Below are 20223 nucleotides of genomic sequence, written 5' to 3'. Positions count from 1 at the left end.
CGCCGCGTGGGCGTGTCGGCCCCCGTCGACCCAGGGGAGCTCAGCAGGTCAGGCGGCGCCACCCTCCAGCGAACCCGACGATCCTGCGGTCGGGTCGTCGAGCTGGTACTTCCGGGCGGCCTCGGCGGCCTTCTCGATGTCGATCTTCCCGGTGTCCGCGAGGCTGATGAGGGCCTGCACGGCGATCGACGGTCCGTCGATCAGGAAGTGCCGACGTGCGGCCGGGCGCGTGTCCGAGATGGCGTAGCCGTCCGCGCCCACCGAGGTGTAGTGGTTCGGCACGTATTGGCGTATCTGGTCCTGCACGGCCCGCATGTAGTCGCTCGCGGCGACGACCGGGCCCTCCGTCCCCTCCAGCGCCTTCGTCACGTGCGGGACGCGCGGTTCGGACGCAGGATCGAGGAGGCGCGCCTCGTCAGCGGCCAGCCCGTCGCGCCGCAGTTCGCTCCAGGAGGTGACGGACCAGATGTCCGCACTCACGCCCCAGTCCTCAGCCAGCAGCCGCTGCGCTTCGTACGCCCACGCGACCGCGACACCGGAGGCCAGCAGCTGGACCTTGGGCCCGTCCGTGTCCGGTCCGTCCGCCAGCTTGTACATGCCCTTGAGGAGGCCGTCGACGTCCAGGCCCTCCGGCTCCTTCGGCTGTCGCATCGGCTCGTTGTACATCGTGATGTAGTACATGACGTTCGGATCGATCTCAGGATTGTCCTGGTCCTGGCCGTACATACGCTCGAGGCCCGCACGGAGGATGTGCCCGATCTCGTAGACGTAGGCCGGGTCGTACGACACGATCGACGGGTACGTGGAGGCGAGCAGGTGCGAGTGGCCGTCGCCGTGCTGCAGCCCCTCACCGGTGAGCGTGGTCCGTCCCGCGGTCGCGCCGAGGACGAAGCCGCGCGTCATCTGGTCGCCGGCGGCCCAGAAGAAGTCGCCGGTCCGCTGGAACCCGAACATCGAGTAGAAGATGTAGAACGGGATCATCGGCTCGCCGTGGGTCGCGTACGACGTGCCCGCCGCAGTGAGCGCTGACGTCGCCCCGGCTTCGTTGATGCCCACGTGCAGCAGCTGGCCGTCCGTCGCCTCCTTGTAGGCGAGGAACAGGTCGCGGTCGACGGAGATGTAGTTCTGACCGTGCGGGTTGTAGATCTTCGCCGTCGGGAAGAACGAGTCCATTCCGAACGTCCGCGCCTCGTCCGGGATGATCGGCACGATGCGGTGACCGATGTTCTTGTCCCGCATGAGGTCCTTCAGGACGCGCACGAAGCCCATGGTCGTGGCGATCTCCTGCTTGCCCGAGCCCCGCTTCGCGGCTTCGTATCCCTTGTCCCCGGGCAGGTCGAACTGCGTGTACTTCGACCTGCGCTCCGGGACGTAGCCGCCCAGCTTGCGCCTGCGCTCCTGGAGGTACTGGATCTCCGGGGCGTCTTCGCCCGGGTGGTAGTACGGCGGCTTCTTCGGATCCGCTTCGAGCTGGGCGTCCGTGATCGGGATGGAGAAGTGATCGCGGGCCAGCTTGAGGTCCTCGATCGTCATCTTCTTCATCTGGTGCGTCGCATTGCGCGCTTCGAAGGACGGGCCCAGCGAATAGCCCTTGACCGTCTTCACGAGGATGACGGTGGGCTGACCCGTGTGGTTCTGCGCCGCACGGTACGCGGCGTGCACCTTGCGGTAGTCATGCCCACCGCGCTTGAGGTTCCAGATCTGTTCGTCGGTGAGGTCCTCGACCATCGCCTTAGTCCGCGGGTCGCGACCGAAGAAGTTGTCGCGGACGAAACCGCCGTCCTCCGCCTTGTACGTCTGGTAGTCGCCGTCCGGGGTCTGGTTCATGAGGTTGACCAGTGCGCCGTCGCGGTCCTGCGCGAGCAGCGCGTCCCATTCGCGGCCCCAGATCACCTTGATGACGTTCCAGCCGGCACCGCGGAAGAACGATTCGAGCTCCTGCACGATCTTGCCGTTGCCGCGGACCGGCCCGTCGAGGCGCTGGAGGTTGCAGTTGATGACGAAGTTGAGGTTGTCGAGCTCTTCGTACGCCGCGACGTGGAGCATGCCGCGGCTCTCCGGCTCGTCGAGCTCACCGTCGCCGAGGAACGCCCACGTCTGCTGCTGCGAGGTGTCCTTGATGCCGCGGTTGTGCAGGTACTTGTCGAACTGCGCCTGGGTGATCGCGTTCATGGGGCCGAGGCCCATCGACACGGTCGGGTGCTCCCAGAAGTCCGGCATCTGCCGCGGGTGGGGGTAGGACGGGATGCCGAGGTTCTTGCCGTCGACGATGTGGCTGGCCTGCTGGCGGAACCCGTCCAGCTGGTCGGCGTCCATGCGGCCTTCGAGGAAGCTGCGCGCGTACATTCCGGGGGAGGCATGGCCCTGGAAGAAGACGTGGTCGCCGCCTCCGGGGTGGTCCTTCCCGCGGAAGAAGTGGTTGAGGCCCACTTCGTAGAGCGTCGCCGAGGACGCGTAGGTGGAGATGTGGCCGCCCACCTCGATGCCGGGACGCTGCGAGCGGTGCACGAGCATCGCCGCGTTCCAGCGGTTCCAGCGACGGAAGGTGCGCTCGACCTCCTCGTCGCCGGGGAACCAGGGCTCGTCCTCCGGGCTGATCGAGTTGATGTAGTCCGTGGCCGTGAGGCTGGGGACGCCCACATTGCTCTTGCGTGCCCGGTCGAGCAGGCTGAGCATGATGTAGCGGGCACGTACGGGACCGGCTTCAGCGATGAGCCCGTCCAGTGACTCCAGCCATTCTCGCGTCTCCTCCGGATCGATATCCGGGACCTGGCTGGGAAGCCCGTTGAGGATCGGTCCTCCAGGATTAGTCGGCACGGCATTCCTCCTCATCGAAGTTGCGGTGCTGGGTGACAGCACCAGCGGGTTCCGCCGTGGCCGCTCTACTGGGTTCGAGGGCGGTGGCGCAGCCCGCTCTGGGGTTGTCTCCAGCATATGGGGTGTTCCGCGCCTCTGAGCGCCTGTCCGTGTGTTGTTCGCCTCTCACAGCAGGAAATGAGCCCCCCGGCGTTTGCCCGGGGGGCAGGGATGTGGAGAATGGTCGCATGAGCACTTCTGCCTCAGAGAGGAAATCGCGAGACTCCGCATCGACCCCGCTCGATTTCAAGCGGGGACAGTACGTACAGGAGATCGGCTACGACGAGGACGTCGATTTCGATCTTCGTGAGTCGATCGAAGCAGCCCTTGAGGCTGAACTGGCTGATGACGACGTCGACGACGTCTTCGACGCGATCATCATGTGGTGGCGCAGCGACGACCCCGACCTGACGGATGCGATCGTCGACGCACAGACCACACTGACCGACGGTGGCATCATCTGGCTGCTGACCCCCAAGCCCAACCGTGACGGACACATCCGTCCGGCCGATATCTCCGACGCTGCGCCGACGGCCGGCATGCACGTGACCTCGACCCTTAGTGCAGCACCCGACTGGTCCGGCTACCGACTGGTCGGCAAGAAGTCATACGGGTGACCACCCGGGTCCTGCCGGACCTCGCACTGCCCGCACACACGGGGGAGGACGTCCACGTCTCTTCGCGTGCCGGGTCCGGCGGGACGCTGCTGGTCTTCGTCCCCTACGCGTTCACGCCGGTCTGCACCGACGAACTGGGGGAGCTGGTCCGTTTGGCGCCTGCGCTGAGGGCCCGTGCCGTCGAGCCGTTCGTCGTGTCGTGTGACACGAAGTACGCGCTGCGTGCCTGGGCTGAGGACGAGCTGGGGGATCGCTGGGACGCCGTCCCGCTCCTGTCCGATTTCTGGCCCCACGGCGGGCTAGCCCGCGCCTGCGGGGTCTTCGACGAACGTCGAGGCGGTCCGCACCGCACAGCGCTGCTGGCCGACACGATGGGTTCCGTCGTCGACGTCGAATCAGCCGGATTCGGCCGAACACGGGATCTTGCCCGCTTCCTGGGATGACTCGCCGGGGCCGTGCTGAGGACCGGGGCGCGGGCGACGATGCAGGTGGAGCGCGCGATCGCTAGGCTGAACCCGTCAGCACTGTTGGGGCCGTCCCGGCCCATGAGCGCGGAGGAGAAGACGTGGCAAGCCTCTTCACCAAGATCATCGAGAACGAGATCCCCGGAGTCTTCGTGTACGAGGACGACCGCTGCGTCGCCTTCCTCGACGCCCAGCCGATGACGGAGGGCCACGTGCTGGTCGTCCCTCGTCAGGAGATAGTGCATTGGATCGATGTGGACGACGAGCTGTCCGCTCACCTGTTCGCGGTCGCCAAGCGCATCGCGAAGGCCCAGTACGAGGCCTTCGAGTGCGAGAAGGTGGGGCTCATGATCCAGGGCTACGAGATCCCGCACGTGCACATCCACGTCTGGCCCACGACGTCACTCGCGGATTTCGACGCGAGCAGGCGTGCTGATTTCACCGACGGTGCGGTGTTGGAGAAGGCTGCGGAGAAGATCCGGCGGCTTCTCTGACCGCTACTGCGCGAGGAGCCGGGCGAGACCCGTGAGGAAGGAGGTTTCGGCGTCAGCGCCGGGGCCTCCTTCTGTCTGCGCGATGTGCCGGGTCCGCCCCTTTTCAGCCTCCGTTCCCGTGCTCGACGTCACTCCGGCCTCTGCGAAGAGGGACTGTGTCTGCTGGATCGCGATCGACCCGAGGACGAAGGGGGCGACGACATCCCTCAGCTCCTCGTCGAGCCGGCTGAGTGAATCAGGGAGGACGGACGGCCCGGAATGAGCGTAGGCGAGCATCACAATGTCCGCGCTCTCCCGATAAGCGAGGAGGACGCGCCGGTACGTCATGAGGGCGTCGACACTCGCAGTGTCGGCATGACCGGAGGAGCGGGTGAGAGCCTCATCGGCCTCCGCGGCCATCCTTTCGGCGAGCAGCACGAACAGCGCCTGCTTGTCCGCGACGTGCCAGTAGAGGGCGGAGGGCTGGACGCCCAAGTCGCGTGCGAGGCGGCGCATCGTGAGGTCGCCCAGGCCGAAGTCGGCGAGGATGCGCATCGCAGCATCAGCGACCGTGTCCGGGGTGAGTGCCATGTTCCTCCTGGTGGGGGCGGTAGAGCCTGTGAGGCACCTTACTCGCTCGCAGATTAGGACATCGCGGCAACTTGAGGTTAGACTGTTTCTCGCTGTCAGGTTCCCAGGATGTCGCTGGAACCGACGCAAACACCGGGATATGGCGCAGCTTGGTAGCGCGCCTCGTTCGGGACGAGGAGGTCGTGGGTTCGAATCCCGCTATCCCGACCAGCTGAAATGCCGGGGTGTCGCATATGACACCCCGGCATTTCGCTGTCCTCTTCCGCTCTTGCTCAGTGTTGAGGAGTGACCGGCCCGTGTTGTGCCGTGTCGTGAGGAATGTGGAATAATGACCGTCGTCGTCTTCGGACGATTCATGGTGAGTTGACAGAGCGGCCGAATGTGACGGTCTTGAAAACCGTTGAGGTGCAAGCCTCCCAGGGTTCGAATCCCTGACTCACCGCGCATGCTGTATCAAGTGAAGGGGCCCTGCGGTCATTCGCAGGGCCCCTTCACTGTCTCAGCCGGCGCTCGTCACACGCCGGGCTGCGTGTCAGACGGTGTCGCGCCGCTTGGGCCTCGAGCTGACCATGACAGTCGCCGCACCGACGGTGAGCAGGCTCGTCGCGACGATCGCCAGGATCCCGGCGTCCGAACCCGTGCGCGGAAGATCCGATCCGCTGCGGCCGTCGTCGTTCTTCGACCCCGTCACTGTGAAGGAATCGGATGCGGTCTCGCCGCCGCAGGTGATCCCCACCTTCCAGGTCCCGACATAGTCGGAGGCATTGCTGCCGGTGCCGTAGAACGAGAACGACGCGTTGCCGTCGTCGTCGGCCTCGATGCCGTCGGCGTACGCGACGTCGTCAGTGCCCGGCCAGTACACCTCGAGCGAAACGGTATCGCCCGGCAGGCAGTCTGACGCGGTGACCTGAACGCCCTTGTCGTAGTTCATGAAGTCCGCGGCGGGCAGCTTCTGCGGTGAGACCGCGACCGATGGGTCGAGCGCGGCCTCGTCGTCCCCATCGTCCTCGCCCGCCTGGCCGTCGTCGCCGTTGCCCTCGCCACCGTCGGAGTCCTCTCCGTCGTCGCCGGAGTCGCCCTCGTCGCCAGAGCCGTCATCCGAACCACCGACGAACTCGACTTCGGCGCTGTCGAGGATCTCCTCGTCGGCTCCGACGAGTTCGACCGTGTACATCCCGGCGATCGCATCGGCGTTGTAGTCGCCCCACCATTCGATGAAGTACGAGCCGGTGGCAGTGCCCTCCTCCGAGGCCGTTGTGGGGAATTCCTTGGTGAGATCGGAATTCTCCTCCGGTGCGACGACACGGAAGGTGTACGAATCGCCCGGTACCAGGCCGATCGCCGTGATCGGGAGGCCGCGGTCACCGGGCTCCTCGCCCTGCGGCACCATCAGGTCGTCGACTGCGATCGACTCGGGGACCTCGAGGGCGGGGTCGGTAACGGGTGCTTCGTCCTCCGTGTCGTCCGTGATCGTGAAGCTCCCGTTGGCGACGTCCTGCCCGTCCTCATCGGTCAGTGTCACTGTGCGGCTGCCCGCATACGGGGCGAGGTCCGTTGCGGCATCAACGGCGATCCGGTAGGTGGAGGAGGCTTCTCCGTCGGTCGGTGTGAGTGGTTCCGTGACTGCCGGCTCCTCACCTCCATCGATGGTGAGCGAGTAGGTCTGTTCGTCATCCAGTCCGGTGGCGGAGATGTGGACGCCCGTGGACTCCTCCTCACCGGAGAAGTAGACGACGTCGGTGAGCTTGGCGTCGTCCGGGTCGACGGCGAGCTCGGGGTCAGACTCCGGTGCTTCGTCTTCGTCTTCGGACTGAGGGTCCTCGGTGGGTTCTTCCTCGCCCTCGTTCTCCCCGTCAGTCGGCTCCTCGGTCGGTTCGGCCTGCTCCGCTTCTGAACCGTCACCGGGTGCCGAGTCACCGCTGTCGTCCTGGGCGGCGTCGCCGCCCTCCTGGGACGAGCCGCCGTCGCCTTCGGGCGAGTCGTCGTCATCACCGTCGGAGTCCGATGGTGACGGGTCTGCAGAGGGCTCTGTCGTCTTCTCAGCGGACTTTGGAGTGGGCGTTGAGGTCGCCGCATCGGTGAGCGCAGTGTCCTGCTCTGCGGTGTCCTGCGCGAAGGCCGCGACCGGAGCGAGGACGAGCCCCGCGGCCGTGAACGTCGCGAGCACCGCGGGTGCGAGGGTCTGCTTCTTCATCTCCGTCACTCCATTCCTGTGGTCCGCTGTCACACCGGACTCGCCGTCCGTGGACCGAACACCTCTGCTCCGAGGGGATCCGAACTCTTGTGGCTCACTGTATGAACCACATCACCACGGAACAATTAATGTTCGTTCTGATCAGCGTGGAGGAGTGAGTCGTCATCAAAACCAGTCCTTCGTGATCGTCCTGTGATCTGTTCGGCACAGAAACGACAGATTCACAGCACCGATTGCGAACAACCGGAAGGAGCAGGCGGGGCAGCGAAGGCGGACCGATGGCGAAGAGAGGCACGCCGCTGGTCGATAGCCGATCATGAGGCGGTGTTGTGGCATACTTGAGCCGCCGCTCTCGCGGTGTGGGGCCTATAGCTCAGTTGGTCAGAGCACCTCGTTTACACCGAGGGGGCCGGGGGTTCGAGTCCCTCTGGGCCCACCTTCGTGAAACCCTCGCGATCCGCATTCTGACGTGGAACGTGAGGGCTTCTTCATGTCTCGTCTGCACACCGTGCCCACACTGCGCTCACTTCCTCCGTCACACGATGAGCTCGTCCCTCGGCACGACCGGCGCGAAGACTCCGCAGCCGGCGCGGACGATCACACGCATGGTCTGATCCCTGCATGACCGAACCGTGTGCATCCAGGGCAGTCGGGGCGGTTCCGTGCGGGAGTGCGAGACGGCGGGAGGATTGCGAGAGGGCCTCGGACCCATGGTTCTCCCACGGGTCCGAGGCCCTCTCGTCCTGGTGAGGCCTCAGGCGCTCAGCAGGGGTGTCGAAAGACGACGGTCAGGACTGGGTCTTGCCGGTCTTCTCGAAGTAGAGGTCCTGGATGCGCTGACCGACCTCCGCGTCGATGTTCTTCCAGTACTGGAAGACGTTCGACAGGACGGGCTCCTCGACCTCGGGGATGAGGCTTCCGGTGACGGTCTCGACGAGGCGGTCGCGCTGCTCTTCGGTGTACACCTCACGCACGAGCGTGTGTGCCTGGCCGAAGTCGTCGTCCTCCGCGTGGAGCGAGTACGCCGAACGGACGAGCGTCCCGTCGGACTCCCAGCCGTTGTCCACTGGACCCTGGGTGTCCTGGTAGGCGCGACCGTACGAGTTGGGGGAGTACACGGGAGCCGCTCCGGAGTGGTGGAACTCCATCGAGCCTTCCTTGTCGTACGAATTCGTCTTGTTGACGGGCGCGTTGACCGGCAGCTGGTTGAAGTTCGTACCGATCCGGTTGCGCTGTGTGTCCGGGTAGGAGAAGACACGGGCCAGCAGCATCTTGTCCGGCGACACGCCCGTGCCGGGGACCGTGTTGCTGGGGCTGAAGGCTGCCTGCTCGATCTCCGCGAAATGGTTGGTCGGGTTCTCGTTCAGCGTGAACCGCCCCACCTTGTGCAGCGGGTAGTCCTTCTTCGACCATGTCTTCGTGAGATCGAACGGGTTGAAGCGGTAGGTCTTCGCCTCTTCGTACGGCATGATCTGGACGGAGAGGGTCCAGCTGGGGTGATCGCCGCGCTTGATCGCGTCGAACAGGTCGCGACGGTGCACTTCCGCATCCTCGCCGGCCAGCTGTGCGGCCTCTTCGTTCGACATGTTCTCCACGCCCTGGTCCGAGTGGAAGTGGTACTGGACCCAGAACTTCTCGCCTTCCGCGTTCACCCACATGTAGGTGTGCGAGGAGTAGCCGTTCATGTGGCGCCAGGTCCTCGGCAGGCCGCGGTCGCCCATCAGGTAGGCGACCTGGTGCGCGGTCTCCGGGGAGAGCGACCAGAAGTCCCACTGCATGTTGTTCGACCGCAGGCCGGAGTCGGGGAGGCGCTTCTGCGAGTGGATGAAGTCCGGGAACTTCATGGGGTCGCGGACGAAGAAGACGGGCGTGTTGTTGCCCACCATGTCGAAGTTGCCCTCTTCGGTGTAGAACTTGAGAGCGAACCCGCGGACGTCACGCCAGGAATCGGGTGAACCCAGCTCACCGGCGACCGTCGAGAAGCGGGCGAGCATGCGGGTCTTCTTGCCCGGCTGCAGGAAGTCGGCCTTCGTGTAGCGGCTGACATCCTCGAGCACCTCGAACTCACCGAAGGCGCCAGAGCCCTTGGCGTGGGGGCTGCGCTCCGGGACGCGCTCACGGTCGAAGCGGGCGAGCTTCTCGACGAGTGCGACGTCGTGCAGCAGGAGCGGGCCGTTGGTGCCGACGCTCAGCGAGTGGGCGTCCGATTCGCGGGGCGCACCCGACTCTGTGGTCGAAGGCTTTGTCGGATCAAACTGTGTCATTGTCTTCCTTCCGATCGAAACGTGTCTCTGCAGGAGAGGTTGAGGGACATCCGGGGCCACGGGGCGTGAGCGGATATCGAGAGCCGGTCGCCGCCAGCTCAGGAAGCCTGCCACGCGTCGACGCACTGCGAGCAGACGGCCTGGAACGTGACATCCGCACTGAGGAGTACGGGCATCGGGCTGCTTCCGGCGGGGGAGAGGCAGGGGGCTTCCCCTGTCACACAGTCCACGTCCTCGATGCGATGGCACACCACGCACCTGATGTGGTGGTGATTGTCGCCCGTCTGCGTTTCGTACCGAGCGGCGCCCGGAACGTCGACCCGACGGAGAACACCCTTCTCCGTCAGATCATTCACGACGTTGTGGACGGACTGCATGGACAGCGACGGAAGCTGTGCGGCTATGCCTGCGTGGACTTCCGCTGCCGTCGAATGCGGGTGGGAGGAGAGGAAGCCCAGCGCAGCCACACGACCCGGTGTGGCGCGCATGCCTGCGCGTCGCACCTGCTCCGTGAGATCCGCTTCCTGCACCGTGGTCATAGTTTTATACTAGTCGTTGTTTTGCATGATTGCAAATAGTGGCTGCGTCGGTGGCCGGCGGGCTACTCCTGTTCGGACATGGGGAGCGCCCCCGCACGCTTGGCGACGGAATTGCGCCACGTGAGGAAACCGGCTCCCAGTAGGCCCGCGACCAGTGAGCCCGTGAGCACGCCGATCTTCGCGTACTCACCGGGGATGTCCGTGTCCATGTAGGCGAGGTCGCCGACCAGAAGCGCGACCGTGAACCCGATCCCCGCGACCAGTGTCATCCCGAACATGTCCGGCCATGTGAGGGTCCCGTCCATGGAGAACATGGGCAGCCGGTTCATCATGAAGGTCGCACCCAGAATGCCCAGCGGCTTGCCGCACACCAGGCCGATGATCACTCCGAGCGTGATCGGGCTCGTGATGGAGTACGTGAAGCCGTCCCACCCGCCGATGCTCACACCGGCGGAGAAGAACGCGAAGATCGGGACGGCGAGGAGTGTGGCGAAGAGCCCCCACCGCTCCGCGAAGTGGGGCGCGATCCCTCTGCGGTGGACGGTCCCGTCGGGACGCGGCCCCGCGACAACGTGGGCGCGGTCAGAGGGCTTCACCGGTACCAGGAATCCGAGGACCACACCGCACACGGTGGCGTGGATGCCCGATTCGTGCACACAGAGCCACGCCGCGGCGGCGAGCGGCATGAGCACCCACCACTTCCTGATGCCGAATTGGACGGCGAGGCCGAACAGGGCGAGGGGGACGAGGGCGAGGAACAACCACCCGAGTGAGACCTCTGCCGTGTAGAAGATGGCGATGATCGCGATCGCGATGAGGTCGTCGACGATCGCCAGGGTCAGGAGGAAGATGCGCAGGGCGATCGGAAGATACCTGCCCACGACCGCGAGGACGGCTACCGCGAAGGCGATGTCGGTCGCAGTCGGGATCGCCCAGCCCGACAGCGATTCGCCCCCGGTGCTCGCAGTGATCGCGACGAAGATGAGGGCGGGAACAGCGACCCCGCCGAACGCGGCAGCGATCGGCACCGCCGCGGCACGCGGGTTCCTAAGTCGCCCGTAGACGAACTCCTCCTTGAGCTCGAGTCCGACGACGAAGAAGAAGATCACGAGGAGGCCGTCCGACGCCCAGGCACCCACCGTCAGGTGGAGGTCCAGAGGCGCGGTGGGTCCAAACCGGAAGTCGCGCAGCGCTTCGTACCACGGGGCCAGAGGGGAGTTCGCCGCGATGAGGGCGCACGCCGCCGCGATGAGCAGCAGGACTCCGCCGAAAGCGTCGCTGCCGGCGACGGCGGCGACACGAGCGAAGACTCCGGGCTTCGCGGACGAATCGGTTGCAACGGGGGAATCGGACATGATGACCTTCTGACGAGCGGGTGGGGTGGGCAGGGGAGCGTCCCGTTCAGCTGGGACCGGCGTGATGCACCCCCGGAGGGCACCCCGCGATCTCGCCATGAGCGCTCGTGCCCCACACGCTCACCCAGCCGTTGGTTCCAGGGTGCGGTGACGGCCTGGCCCAGCGCTCCGTCGTCACCGCGCACTCGCGCACACGCGGTCGGGATGACGCGCGCGTGAGAGGACATGACGACGGTGGCATGTGATGACCCTAACAGTTACCGGGAGCGTAGGAGCTGTGAGGCGGGGGACCGTGGGCGGACCGGTCTGCCGTGCGGCTCAGCCGCGCAGCTGACGCTTCAGGATCTTGCCGGAGGTGTTCTTCGGCAGCTCGTCGACGAAGTGGACGGCCTTGGGCACCTTGAACGGCGCCAGGCGACCGCGGACGTGTGCGAGGACGGCCCCGGCGTCGATCTCGCCCTTCTTCACGACGTAGGCGGTGATCGCTTCGATCCACTTCTCGTCGGGCATCCCCACGACGGCGACCTCGGCGACCGCGTCCAGCTCGAAGATCGCGTCCTCGACCTGTCGGGATGCGACGAGCACACCGCCCGTGTTGATGACGTCCTTCACGCGGTCCACGACCTCGACGAACCCCTCCGCGTCCTGGATCACCAGGTCGCCCGAGTGGAACCAGCCGTCGCGGAACGCCTCTTCGGTGGCTTCCGGCTTGTTCCAGTAGCCCTCGCACAGCTGTGGGGAGCGATAGAGGATCTCCCCCTGCTCACCCGGCGCCACGTCCTCGCCCGCACCATCGACGACGCGTGTCTCGACGAAGAGCGCAGGTCTGCCGGCGGAACCCGGGTGGGTGTCATGCTCCTCCGGCCTGAGGACCGTGCACAGCGGACCCATCTCGGACTGGCCGAACGCATTGTAGAAGCCCATGCCGGGCAGAGTGTCCCGCAGCCGCGCGAGGACGGGTCCGGGCATGATCGAGGCCCCGTAGTACCCCTTCGTGAGGCTCGTGAGGTCGCGGTGCCCGAAGTCCGGGTGGTTGACGAGGGCCACCCACACCGTCGGAGCGGCGAAGAACGCTGTGATCTTCTCCGTCTCGAAGATCTCGAAGAGCTGGCCGGGGACCGGACCGGGCACGATGAGGTTGTGTGCGCCCTTCATGAGCGCGGGGAGCAGGAAGACGTGCATCTGTGCCGAGTGGTAGAGCGGCAAAGCGTGGACGAACCGGTCGTCGGCAGTGATGTCGAGTGCGTCGAGGCAGCTGATGTAGTGGTGGACGAGCGCGCGGTGCGTCATGACCGCACCCTTGGGTGCCGACGTCGTCCCCGACGTGTAGAGCAGCTGGGCGACGTCCGTGTCGACGACCTCGAATTCGGTGTCGCCCTGGGGTTCGGTCGCGTCGGTCCCTGCTACGTCGACCAGGTCCTCGAAGGTGCGCACCGGGAGTGTGCGGCCGGTCGGGGTGTCGGACACGTGCGAGGCGAGCTCCGCATCCGCGAAGACAGCCGCCGCACCTGAGTCGGTGAAGAAGTAGTCGAGCTCGTCACCGCGCATCTGGTAGTTGATGGGCACGTGGATGAGCCCGGCCCGCGCGCACGCCAGGTACGTGAGTGCGTAGAGGTCGGAGTTCGTGCCGAACGCCGCCACCCGGTCGCCGTGGACCATCCCGAGGCTCAGGAAGTGGCGGGCCAGCGCGGTGACGGCCCGGTCCCATGCGGCGTAGGTCCACGTGCGGTCGCCGAACACGACAGCGGTCCTGTCCGGGGTTCGCTGCGCGGTGCGGCGGATGACGTCCGAGATGGTGCTCTGTCGAGGTGCGGTGATCGTTCCCATGGAAGGGAACGTATCGGACGGGAGTGAGCCGCGCCACTCATGACCACGTGGTGGTCGACTACGGTGGGGGCATGGTGGAACCCACGCTCGCGCAGGTGCGCGCACTCGTCGACGAACTGTGGCCGGAAGCGTACGCGGAGCCCTGGGACTCCGTCGGACTCACCACCGGTGATCCGACTGCCCGGGTCGGTTCCGTCCTGCTGGCGGTCGACCCGATGGACGACGTCGTCGCCGAGGCGGTGGAGACGGGCGCGGACCTCCTCCTCACGCACCACCCGCTCCTGTTGCGCGGGGTCACCTCGATCGCTGCGGACACGCTCAAGGGCGGGCAGCTCACGCGACTCGTGCGCGCGGGGGTCGGCCACATCGCGGCGCACACGAATGCGGACTCCCAGCTGGGCGGGGTGTCGGACGCCCTGACCGACGTGCTCGGCGTCGCTGTGCGGGGGCCGCTCGTGCAGACGGCCGGCGCGCCGGACGGCGTGGGGATAGGCCGTTGGGGTGACCGTGCTCCGACGACGGTCCGTGCGCTCGCGCAGATTCTCGCGGACGCGCTCCCCGCCACGGTGACCGGCGTGCGGATCGCAGGGGACCCCGACGCCGAGGTCCGGCGCGTCGCGGTCTGCGGAGGGGCCGGCGACGGGCTCTTCGACGCGGTCCGTGCGGTCGAGGCCGACGTGTACGTCACCTCCGACCTGCGCCACCACCCCGCGACGGAGGCCCGCGACACCGCGCATCGCAGCGCGGGTCTGCCGCATCTCATCGACATCTCCCACTGGGCTGCGGAATCGCTGTGGCTCGGCAGTGCCGCGGATCAGCTCCGACGCGAGGCCTCCGAACGCGGGTGGGAGATGCGCATCGTGGTCTCCACACGGCGCACGGACGCGTGGACACTGCGGATCGGACAGGAGGAGCAGCATGGCTGACACACAGCTCACTGATGACCAGACGGATGCGCTGCGGGAGTGGATCGAGGCGGGATCGCGTCTGCGGACGCTCACGCACGAAGCGAAGCAGGTCGAACGGCTCGAAGCGCTGAGGGCACTGGCTTCGCAGCACGGAGAGCTGCAGGCGGAGGTGTCGCGGCTGGCCGGCGTGCAGGCGGAGCATGAAGCCGCCGCGCAGGACGCGGAGAAGCGTGCGGACGACCTGCGGGAGCATGTCCATCGCACGGAGACGCGGCTGAACGACGGCACCGGACTTACGTCGCGTGACCTCATGGGACTCCAGGACGAGATCGCGGGGCTGCGCGCACGCATCGACGAGATCGAGGGCGAGCAGGTCGAGCAGCTCGAGGCGGCGGAGACGGCTGCGGCGCAGAAGGACGAGACCGCCGGTCGGGCGGAAGAGGTCGCAGGACGTGGCCGGACGCTCCAAGCGGAACGCGCGAGCGAGGGTCAGAGGCTCGCGGAGGACATCGCGAAGGTCGACGGAACCAGGGCGGCGCTGCTCGAACGGATCCCGGCGTCGTTGCACGGGCGGCTGAGGGGCGGAGGAGAATACCCGCCGGCGGCGGTCGTTACGTCGGGATCCTGCGGCGCATGCGGAGCGCAGCTGTCCGGGATGCTCGCGGACATCTACCGGAACCTGGGCCCCGGCGGCCTGCTCGAGTGCGACGGGTGCGGGACGCTCCTCCTCAAGCTCGCGTGACGACGACCGACCCCGGTGAGGATCGGTGCCACGCGAGGACCGGCGTCACGTCAAGACGACGGTGAGGGACCCGGGCTTGCGATCGGTGGGGGCGGTCAGTTCGACCGTGTACCAGGCTGAGGCGGCCTCGGCGAGGCCCTCCGCCGTGGTGGGCAGTGGATCGGGGGACCGCAGCAGCCGGCCGACGAGTTCTCCCCGCGTGTGCTTCGCGAAGTGGGAGACGACCTTGCGCTCGCCGTCGCGAACCTGCACGACGTCGACTGTCACCGTCCGGTCCGGTGTGCCCGGCCACGCGGCGCGGTAGTCCGCTGACCGGCAGTCGACCACCAGATCGTCCGCGAACGCCTCATCGAGGACGGGACGCAGCCTCTTCTTCCACCACGTCCGCATCGTGCCCAGCTCCGGCAGCTTCGCCCCCATCGACAGGCGGTACGCGGGTATGCGGTCATCGATCCCGACGATGCCGAAGAGGCCGGACATGACGTGGACCGCGGCCCGCCGCTCCGCGCTCACATCCGTGAGGTCGGAGGCCTCCATCGCGTGGAAGAGCACTCCCGTGTACACGGTGTGCGCAGGGGCGCTGGGCGCCTGAGGCAGCAGGGTGTTCGCGCGGACCTCCTCGACGAGCGAGGCCCCCACCCCCAGCAGCTGCAGCGCGTCCTCCCTCTCCGACGCCTGCGCGAGGCTGCTGAGGACCTCCGCCCGGGCCTCGGCGAGCGCGGGGAACGTGAGTTCCGACACCGCCAGCGGTGCGCCGGAGTCCGGGGCCGTCTTGCCTTCGGACGGAGGCAGCAGGATCTTCACGGGTGGTTCCTCCAAGAGGGCGGGGACGTCTGGGGGCGCACGGGTGCGCCGACCGGGTACCATATCGCACTGAGGGCAGGTCGCCGGACGGCCGCGGCCCAGCAGGGCGAAAGCCGCTGGGCTGAGGAACGTCCGGGCTCCACAGAGCAGGGTGGTGGCTAACAGCCACCCGGGGTGACCCGCGGGAAAGTGCAACAGAAAGCAGACCGCCCGGACCGGGAGCGATCTCGGGACGGGTAAGGGTGAAACGGTGGTGTAAGAGACCACCAGGGCCGCAGGTGACTGCGGCTGCTCTGCAAACCCCATCCGGAGCAAGATCGGACAGGCGGCGTTCGAGGGCTGCTCGCCCGAGCCGTCGGGTGGATCGCTCGAGGCCGCTGGTGACAGCGGTCCCAGACAGATGGTCGTCGCGTGCACCGGGGTGACCGGGTGCACGAACAGAACCCGGCGTACAGGCGGCCTGTCCTCACCTCATGACCGTGCGCGGCGCACCTTCATCTTCCCCTTGTTGAAGCCCATCAGCCCGGCACCCACGATGCCCGCGTTGTTGAGCAGCGTCGCAGCGCGCATCGGTGTGTCCACGTCGATGTCCGCGAGGAACTCCGCGGAGCGCTTCGAGATCCCGCCGCCCACGATGAAGAGATCCGGCCAGAAGAGACGCTCCAGTTCGCGGTAGTACACGGTCAGTCGCCTGCACCACTCGTCCATGTCGTAGCCTTCGCGGCGCATCGCGGACACGGACGTCCGCTTCTCAGCGGCGACGCCGTCGATGATGATGTGACCGAGCTCGGCGTAGGGGAACAGCCGCCCGTCGGCGAAGAGCGCCGTGCCGATCCCCGTCCCCAGCGTCGTCATGATGACCGTCTTCTTCCGGTGGTCACGACCGGCCCCGTACGTCATCTCAGCGAGTCCGGCGGCGTCGGCGTCATTCGCCATGTGGGCGCGGGCGCCGATCTTCTCGCTCAGGGCGTCGACGATCGGGAACCCGTCGAAACCGGGGTCCAGGTTCCCCGTGAACAGCACCGTTCCGCCCTTGATGACGCCGGGGAACGCGCACCCCACCGGCAGTCGGGTGAGGTGCTCCGCCGCGTCGATGAACCCGTGCGAGGCCGCGGAGTCCGCCAGGCCGCCGAGGACCTCGGCGACGGTGTCGATCACCGCGTCCGGTGTGGCGGGCTGAGGCGTGTCCAGGCGCACGCGGTCGCCGATCATCTCACCGCGGTCGATGTCGACCAGCCCCGCCTTGGTCCCCGTGCCGCCGATGTCGATGCCCACGGCGAGGCGGGAGACGCGGGAAGAGGTGGTCTGTGACATGGGTGTCGCCTTTCGGTTCCTGGATCGTGGCCACGGCTGGACGGTGCGGAGTGGACGCGTCCGGTCAGGTGCGTCGACCGCCCGTCAGGACGGGCTCCCGGGCCCGTCCGCGATCGACGCGCCGGGGGAGGGGAGTGTGAGGATCTCCGCACCCGTCTCCGTGACGACGAGGCTGTGCTCGAACTGGGCGGAGCGCTTGCGGTCCGCAGTGACGATGGTCCAGCCGTCGTCCCACTGCTCCCACTTCTCCGTGCCCAGGTTGAGCATCGGCTCGATGGTGAAGACCATGCCGGGCTCCATGACCTCGCTGTGGTGGGGAGCCGCGTCGTAGTGGGGGACGATGAGGCCGGAGTGGAACTCGCGGCCCACCCCGTGTCCCGTGAAGTCGCGGACGACGCCGTAGCCGAACCGCTTGGCGTACTTCTCGATGACACGCCCGATCACGTTGACCTCGCGCCCCGGCTTCACCGCCTTGATGCCGCGCATCATCGCTTCGTAGGTGCGTGTGACGAGCAGGCGGGACTCCTCGTCCACGTCGCCCACGAGGAACGTGTAGTTGGTGTCGCCGTGGACGCCGTCCTTGAAAGCCGTGATGTCGACGTTGACGATGTCGCCGTCTGCCAGCACGGTGTCGTCGGGGATGCCGTGGCAGACGCACTCGTTGACGGACGTGCACGTCGACTTGGGGAACGCCCGGTACCCCAGCGTCGAGGGATAGGCGTCGTGACGGATGAGGTGCTCGTGCGCGACGGCGTCGATCTCGTCGGTCGTGATACCGGGTCGGATGATCCGGCCGACGGCTTCGAGCGCATCGGCGGCGATGCGTCCTGCCGCGCGGATCCTCTCGACCTCCTCGGGGGAGTGGTGGTCGCCGCCGTTGCCTTCGTCGGGTTCTGCGCGGCCCACGTACTCGGGGCGGGGGATGGAGGCGGGGACGGGACGCTGCGGTGACTGCTGACCGGGGGTGAGAGTGCCCAGAGGCGCGGAGGTTGATGTCATGATGCCGCCAGTCTACCGAGAGACGGCTGACTGCCCGGCAGCCACCTGATCGCTGTGTCCCGGCATGCGTCACCGGCTATCCTGGTTCCGATCGGCACCGCGATCGCCCCGCGCGGGCGGGCAGGAGGACGGGGATGGGGCTGAGTGAGGACGCGCCCTTCTCCGATCTGTCCGCTGTCGTGTCCGCCGCATCGACGCCCGGCCAGATCGCGGACCACATCATGGCCTCGATCGCGGTGGGCGCGCTGCCCGAGGGCACCCGGCTGCCGGCAGAACGGGATCTCGCGGAGGCCTTGGCGGTCTCCCGTTCCAGCGTACGCGCGGCGCTGTCGACGCTGGAGCGCGCTGGTTTCGTCGTCCGTCGCCGGGGCCGTGGTGGCGGCACCTTCATCTCCCGTATCGACACCGACCGGGTCGACGTCTACGCGGACCGCCTCGCCGATTTCCGCAGAGCACGACGCGATCTGCTCGACGCCCGTGCGATCATCCAGAACCGTGTGGCGGCAGCCGCCGCCGAACGGCGCAGCACTGCTGATGTGGCGCTCCTGCGCGACCGCGCCGTGGCCTATGAGCACGCAGACACTGCGGAGGAGGCCCGCACCGCGGACGCCCGTCTGCACCACGCGATCGCCCTCGCCACGGGCAATCCCCACCTCGTGGAGATCGTGCAGGACCTGGACCGGCGGATCAACGCGGGCTTCCGCCACGACCCCTTCTCGCGGGAGCTGTTCGCTCGCGCGTGCGCCGACCACACAGCTGTCGTGGACGCGATCGCCGCCCGCGACGCGGACACTGCGGGACGGCTGTGCGAAGCACATTTCCGCAGCACGACGATGGGCGGCCCCTGACGAGGGACCGCCCATCGCGACGTGCGGACGTCGGTGAAGACGACGCGGGCTCAGCCGGCCAGGGCCTCGGCGACGTCGATGTGGTCCATTCCGAACGCCTGGGCGATCGGCGCGTTCGTGAGGCGACCGGACACGGCGTTGAGACCCCGGCCCAGTGCGACGTCGGCATCCAGCGCCTCCTTCCATCCGCGGTCCGCGATCCTGCCGATGTAGGGCAGGGTCGCGTTCGTGAGCGCCCGCGTCGCGGTGACGGGGGCGGCCCCGGGCATGTTCGCCACGCAGTAGTACAGGGTGTCGTGCACGGCGAAGGTGGGGTCCGCGTGCGTCGTGGGACGGGACCCCTCGAAGCAGCCGCCCTGATCGATCGCGATGTCGACGAGCACGCTGCCACGCTGCATGCCCGCGACCATGCCGTCGGTCACGAGCTTGGGGGCACGGCTGCCCGGGATGAGGACAGAGCCGATGACGAGGTCCGACCGGCGCACCGATTCCCCGATGTCCAGCGGGGTCGACATCTTCGTCTGCAGGCGGCCGTCGAAGATCTCGTCGAGGTAGCGGAGGCGGGGGAGGTTGACGTCGTAGATCTCGACGTGCGCACCCATGCCCACGGCCGCCCGGGCTGCGGCCGCGCCCGCCGCGCCGGCACCGATCACGGTGACGTGAGCCTTGTCGACACCGGGCACGCCCGGCAGAAGGACCCCCCGACCGCCTGCAGGGCTCAGCAGATGATGGGCGCCCTCCTGCACGGAGAGACGACCGGCGATCTCGCTCATCGGCGCCAGCAGCGGGAGCCCGCCGCCGTCCGGCTGGACCGTCTCGTACGCGATGGCGGTCGTGCCCGCGTCGAGGATCGCGCGCGTGAGCGATTCGTCCGCAGCGAGGTGGAGGTAGGTGAAGAGGATGAGGTCGTCGCGCAGGAAGCCGTGCTCCTCCGGCAGCGGCTCCTTGACCTTGACGACCATGTCGGCCTGTGCCCAGACAGTCGCGGCGTCCTCTTCGATCCGTGCCCCGGCGGCGGCGTAGTCACCGTCCTCGATGTGGGCACCCAGACCGGCTCCCGCCTGCACGATCACCTCGTGCCCCCGACCGGTGAGGTCGTGGACGCCTGCAGGGGTGAGAGCGACGCGGCGCTCCGCGCTCTTGATCTCCGTGGGAACGCTGATGCGCATAGTGGTGTCCTCCATCGTCATGTGTGTGTCCGGGCCACGACGCTGTGTGCCGTTGCACCACCGGCGCGGGTGCCCGGCAGTGTCCGTCACCGGGCCGTCGGTCCTGTCGGACCGGCGCGCGTCGTCGAGCGTCGCTCCGAGCGTAGACGGTCAAAGGACTGCACACCAAACCTTTTCAGTGTTCCCCGGTCGCCCACGGCCCAATCCCTCACCGCCCGCGCGTCTCCTCACGTCCCGCGTGTGTGTGCGGCGGTAGGCT

General features: G+C 67.4%; 17 protein-coding genes, 3 tRNA genes and 1 other RNA gene. 10 read left to right on the top strand and 11 right to left on the bottom strand.

Annotated elements, in window-relative coordinates; genetic code table 11:
• Nucleotides 1-48 precede the first annotated feature (48 nt).
• Entirely contained in the window at nucleotides 49-2832 is a 2784-nt protein-coding gene (aceE, locus tag JFC09_RS07750) for a pyruvate dehydrogenase (acetyl-transferring), homodimeric type (protein ID WP_198393389.1), read from the bottom strand.
• A 212-nt stretch (nucleotides 2833-3044) separates the two neighbouring features.
• Here aceE and JFC09_RS07745 point away from each other — a divergent pair, with 212 nt between their 5' ends.
• The 3 genes from JFC09_RS07745 to JFC09_RS07735 all read left to right on the top strand — a co-directional run bounded on the left by JFC09_RS07745 (nucleotide 3045) and on the right by JFC09_RS07735 (nucleotide 4431).
• Complete coding sequence (locus JFC09_RS07745) at nucleotides 3045-3473, top strand: DUF3052 domain-containing protein (protein WP_198393388.1); 429 nt, start codon at nucleotides 3045-3047, stop codon at nucleotides 3471-3473.
• Nucleotides 3470-3916, top strand: coding sequence for a redoxin domain-containing protein (locus tag JFC09_RS07740; protein ID WP_198393387.1), 447 nt, complete (start codon nucleotides 3470-3472; stop codon nucleotides 3914-3916). Before JFC09_RS07745 ends, JFC09_RS07740 begins: the two co-directional genes overlap by 4 nt.
• 122 nt (nucleotides 3917-4038) lie before the next feature.
• On the top strand, nucleotides 4039-4431 hold the full coding sequence (locus JFC09_RS07735; RefSeq protein ID WP_198393386.1) for an HIT family protein: 393 nt from the start codon (nucleotides 4039-4041) through the stop codon (nucleotides 4429-4431).
• Between the two features lie 3 nt (nucleotides 4432-4434).
• On the opposite strand, the gene JFC09_RS07730 is transcribed toward JFC09_RS07735, so the two are convergent.
• Complete coding sequence (locus tag JFC09_RS07730) at nucleotides 4435-5001, bottom strand: TetR family transcriptional regulator (RefSeq protein WP_198393385.1); 567 nt, start codon at nucleotides 4999-5001, stop codon at nucleotides 4435-4437.
• Nucleotides 5002-5134: 133 nt separating this feature from the next.
• On the opposite strand from JFC09_RS07730, the gene JFC09_RS07725 reads away from it, so the two are divergent.
• Nucleotides 5135-5211 (top strand) — tRNA-Pro (locus JFC09_RS07725).
• 147 nt (nucleotides 5212-5358) lie between these two features.
• A tRNA-Ser gene (locus JFC09_RS07720) sits at nucleotides 5359-5443 on the top strand.
• Between the two features lie 90 nt (nucleotides 5444-5533).
• Here the strand turns inward: JFC09_RS07720 and JFC09_RS07715 are convergent.
• Complete coding sequence (locus JFC09_RS07715) at nucleotides 5534-7195, bottom strand: hypothetical protein (protein ID WP_198393384.1); 1662 nt, start codon at nucleotides 7193-7195, stop codon at nucleotides 5534-5536.
• Between the two features lie 362 nt (nucleotides 7196-7557).
• Between JFC09_RS07715 and JFC09_RS07710 the strand changes: the two genes are divergently transcribed.
• A tRNA-Val gene (locus JFC09_RS07710) sits at nucleotides 7558-7631 on the top strand.
• A gap of 352 nt (nucleotides 7632-7983) precedes the next feature.
• Here JFC09_RS07710 and JFC09_RS07705 read toward each other — a convergent pair.
• From JFC09_RS07705 to JFC09_RS07690, 4 genes are all read right to left on the bottom strand, one after another.
• Nucleotides 7984-9459, bottom strand: coding sequence for a catalase (locus tag JFC09_RS07705; RefSeq protein ID WP_198393383.1), 1476 nt, complete (start codon nucleotides 9457-9459; stop codon nucleotides 7984-7986).
• 98 nt (nucleotides 9460-9557) lie between these two features.
• Nucleotides 9558-9998, bottom strand: a complete 441-nt coding sequence (locus JFC09_RS07700; protein ID WP_198393382.1) for a Fur family transcriptional regulator — start codon at nucleotides 9996-9998, stop codon at nucleotides 9558-9560.
• A gap of 62 nt (nucleotides 9999-10060) precedes the next feature.
• Nucleotides 10061-11353, bottom strand: a complete 1293-nt coding sequence (gene nhaA, locus JFC09_RS07695) for a Na+/H+ antiporter NhaA (RefSeq protein ID WP_198393381.1) — start codon at nucleotides 11351-11353, stop codon at nucleotides 10061-10063.
• A gap of 318 nt (nucleotides 11354-11671) precedes the next feature.
• Nucleotides 11672-13180 (bottom strand): fatty acyl-CoA synthetase, encoded by a 1509-nt coding sequence (locus JFC09_RS07690; RefSeq protein ID WP_198393380.1) that lies wholly within the window; start codon nucleotides 13178-13180, stop codon nucleotides 11672-11674.
• A gap of 71 nt (nucleotides 13181-13251) precedes the next feature.
• Here JFC09_RS07690 and JFC09_RS07685 point away from each other — a divergent pair, with 71 nt between their 5' ends.
• Together JFC09_RS07685 and JFC09_RS07680 are read left to right on the top strand one after the other, a co-directional pair.
• A complete protein-coding gene (locus JFC09_RS07685) occupies nucleotides 13252-14106 on the top strand; it encodes a Nif3-like dinuclear metal center hexameric protein (protein WP_198393379.1) in 855 nt (284 codons plus the stop codon).
• Nucleotides 14099-14830 (top strand): zinc ribbon domain-containing protein, encoded by a 732-nt coding sequence (locus JFC09_RS07680; protein ID WP_198393378.1) that lies wholly within the window; start codon nucleotides 14099-14101, stop codon nucleotides 14828-14830. The genes JFC09_RS07685 and JFC09_RS07680 overlap by 8 nt, the downstream gene beginning before the upstream one ends.
• 45 nt (nucleotides 14831-14875) lie before the next feature.
• Here the strand turns inward: JFC09_RS07680 and JFC09_RS07675 are convergent, their stop codons facing one another.
• The gene (locus JFC09_RS07675) at nucleotides 14876-15634 is read right to left on the bottom strand and encodes a YaaA family protein (RefSeq protein WP_198393377.1); all 759 of its coding nucleotides are present in this window, start codon (nucleotides 15632-15634) and stop codon (nucleotides 14876-14878) included.
• 75 nt (nucleotides 15635-15709) lie between these two features.
• Between JFC09_RS07675 and rnpB the strand changes: the two genes are divergently transcribed.
• Nucleotides 15710-16102, top strand: an RNA gene (gene rnpB / locus JFC09_RS07670) — RNase P RNA component class A.
• Between the two features lie 3 nt (nucleotides 16103-16105).
• Here rnpB and ppgK read toward each other — a convergent pair.
• Together ppgK and map are read right to left on the bottom strand one after the other, a co-directional pair.
• Nucleotides 16106-16948: a polyphosphate--glucose phosphotransferase gene (ppgK, locus tag JFC09_RS07665; RefSeq protein ID WP_198393376.1), complete on the bottom strand. Its 843-nt coding sequence runs from the start codon at nucleotides 16946-16948 to the stop codon at nucleotides 16106-16108.
• Between the two features lie 84 nt (nucleotides 16949-17032).
• Nucleotides 17033-17947, bottom strand: coding sequence for a type I methionyl aminopeptidase (map, locus tag JFC09_RS07660; protein ID WP_198393375.1), 915 nt, complete (start codon nucleotides 17945-17947; stop codon nucleotides 17033-17035).
• A 134-nt stretch (nucleotides 17948-18081) separates the two neighbouring features.
• Between map and JFC09_RS07655 the strand changes: the two genes are divergently transcribed.
• The gene (locus tag JFC09_RS07655; RefSeq protein WP_198393374.1) at nucleotides 18082-18795 is read left to right on the top strand and encodes a FadR/GntR family transcriptional regulator; all 714 of its coding nucleotides are present in this window, start codon (nucleotides 18082-18084) and stop codon (nucleotides 18793-18795) included.
• 50 nt (nucleotides 18796-18845) lie between these two features.
• Here JFC09_RS07655 and ald read toward each other — a convergent pair whose 3' ends face one another.
• A complete protein-coding gene (gene ald / locus JFC09_RS07650; protein WP_198393583.1) occupies nucleotides 18846-19964 on the bottom strand; it encodes an alanine dehydrogenase in 1119 nt (372 codons plus the stop codon).
• Nucleotides 19965-20223 lie beyond the last annotated feature (259 nt).

Origin of the sequence: Brevibacterium yomogidense, assembly GCF_016107685.1 — a bacterium.
GTDB classification, from domain to species: Bacteria; Actinomycetota; Actinomycetes; order Actinomycetales; family Brevibacteriaceae; genus Brevibacterium; species Brevibacterium yomogidense.
Note: the sequence above shows the minus strand (reverse complement) of the source record. Positions and strands in the feature narration are given on the sequence as shown.

Bases quoted from the DNA above. Each gene is read 5' to 3' on its own strand.
- aceE (WP_198393389.1), bottom strand. From the start codon at position 2,832: ATGAGGAGGAATGCCGTGCCGACTAATCCTGGAGGACCGATCCTCAAC.
- JFC09_RS07745 (WP_198393388.1), top strand. From the start codon at position 3,045: ATGAGCACTTCTGCCTCAGAGAGGAAATCGCGAGACTCCGCATCGACC.
- JFC09_RS07730 (WP_198393385.1), bottom strand. From the start codon at position 5,001: ATGGCACTCACCCCGGACACGGTCGCTGATGCTGCGATGCGCATCCTC.
- JFC09_RS07715 (WP_198393384.1), bottom strand. From the start codon at position 7,195: ATGAAGAAGCAGACCCTCGCACCCGCGGTGCTCGCGACGTTCACGGCC.
- JFC09_RS07705 (WP_198393383.1), bottom strand. From the start codon at position 9,459: ATGACACAGTTTGATCCGACAAAGCCTTCGACCACAGAGTCGGGTGCG.
- JFC09_RS07700 (WP_198393382.1), bottom strand. From the start codon at position 9,998: ATGACCACGGTGCAGGAAGCGGATCTCACGGAGCAGGTGCGACGCGCA.
- nhaA (WP_198393381.1), bottom strand. From the start codon at position 11,353: ATGTCCGATTCCCCCGTTGCAACCGATTCGTCCGCGAAGCCCGGAGTC.
- JFC09_RS07690 (WP_198393380.1), bottom strand. From the start codon at position 13,180: ATGGGAACGATCACCGCACCTCGACAGAGCACCATCTCGGACGTCATC.
- JFC09_RS07685 (WP_198393379.1), top strand. From the start codon at position 13,252: ATGGTGGAACCCACGCTCGCGCAGGTGCGCGCACTCGTCGACGAACTG.
- JFC09_RS07680 (WP_198393378.1), top strand. From the start codon at position 14,099: ATGGCTGACACACAGCTCACTGATGACCAGACGGATGCGCTGCGGGAG.
- ppgK (WP_198393376.1), bottom strand. From the start codon at position 16,948: ATGTCACAGACCACCTCTTCCCGCGTCTCCCGCCTCGCCGTGGGCATC.
- map (WP_198393375.1), bottom strand. From the start codon at position 17,947: ATGACATCAACCTCCGCGCCTCTGGGCACTCTCACCCCCGGTCAGCAG.
- JFC09_RS07655 (WP_198393374.1), top strand. From the start codon at position 18,082: ATGGGGCTGAGTGAGGACGCGCCCTTCTCCGATCTGTCCGCTGTCGTG.
- ald (WP_198393583.1), bottom strand. From the start codon at position 19,964: ATGCGCATCAGCGTTCCCACGGAGATCAAGAGCGCGGAGCGCCGCGTC.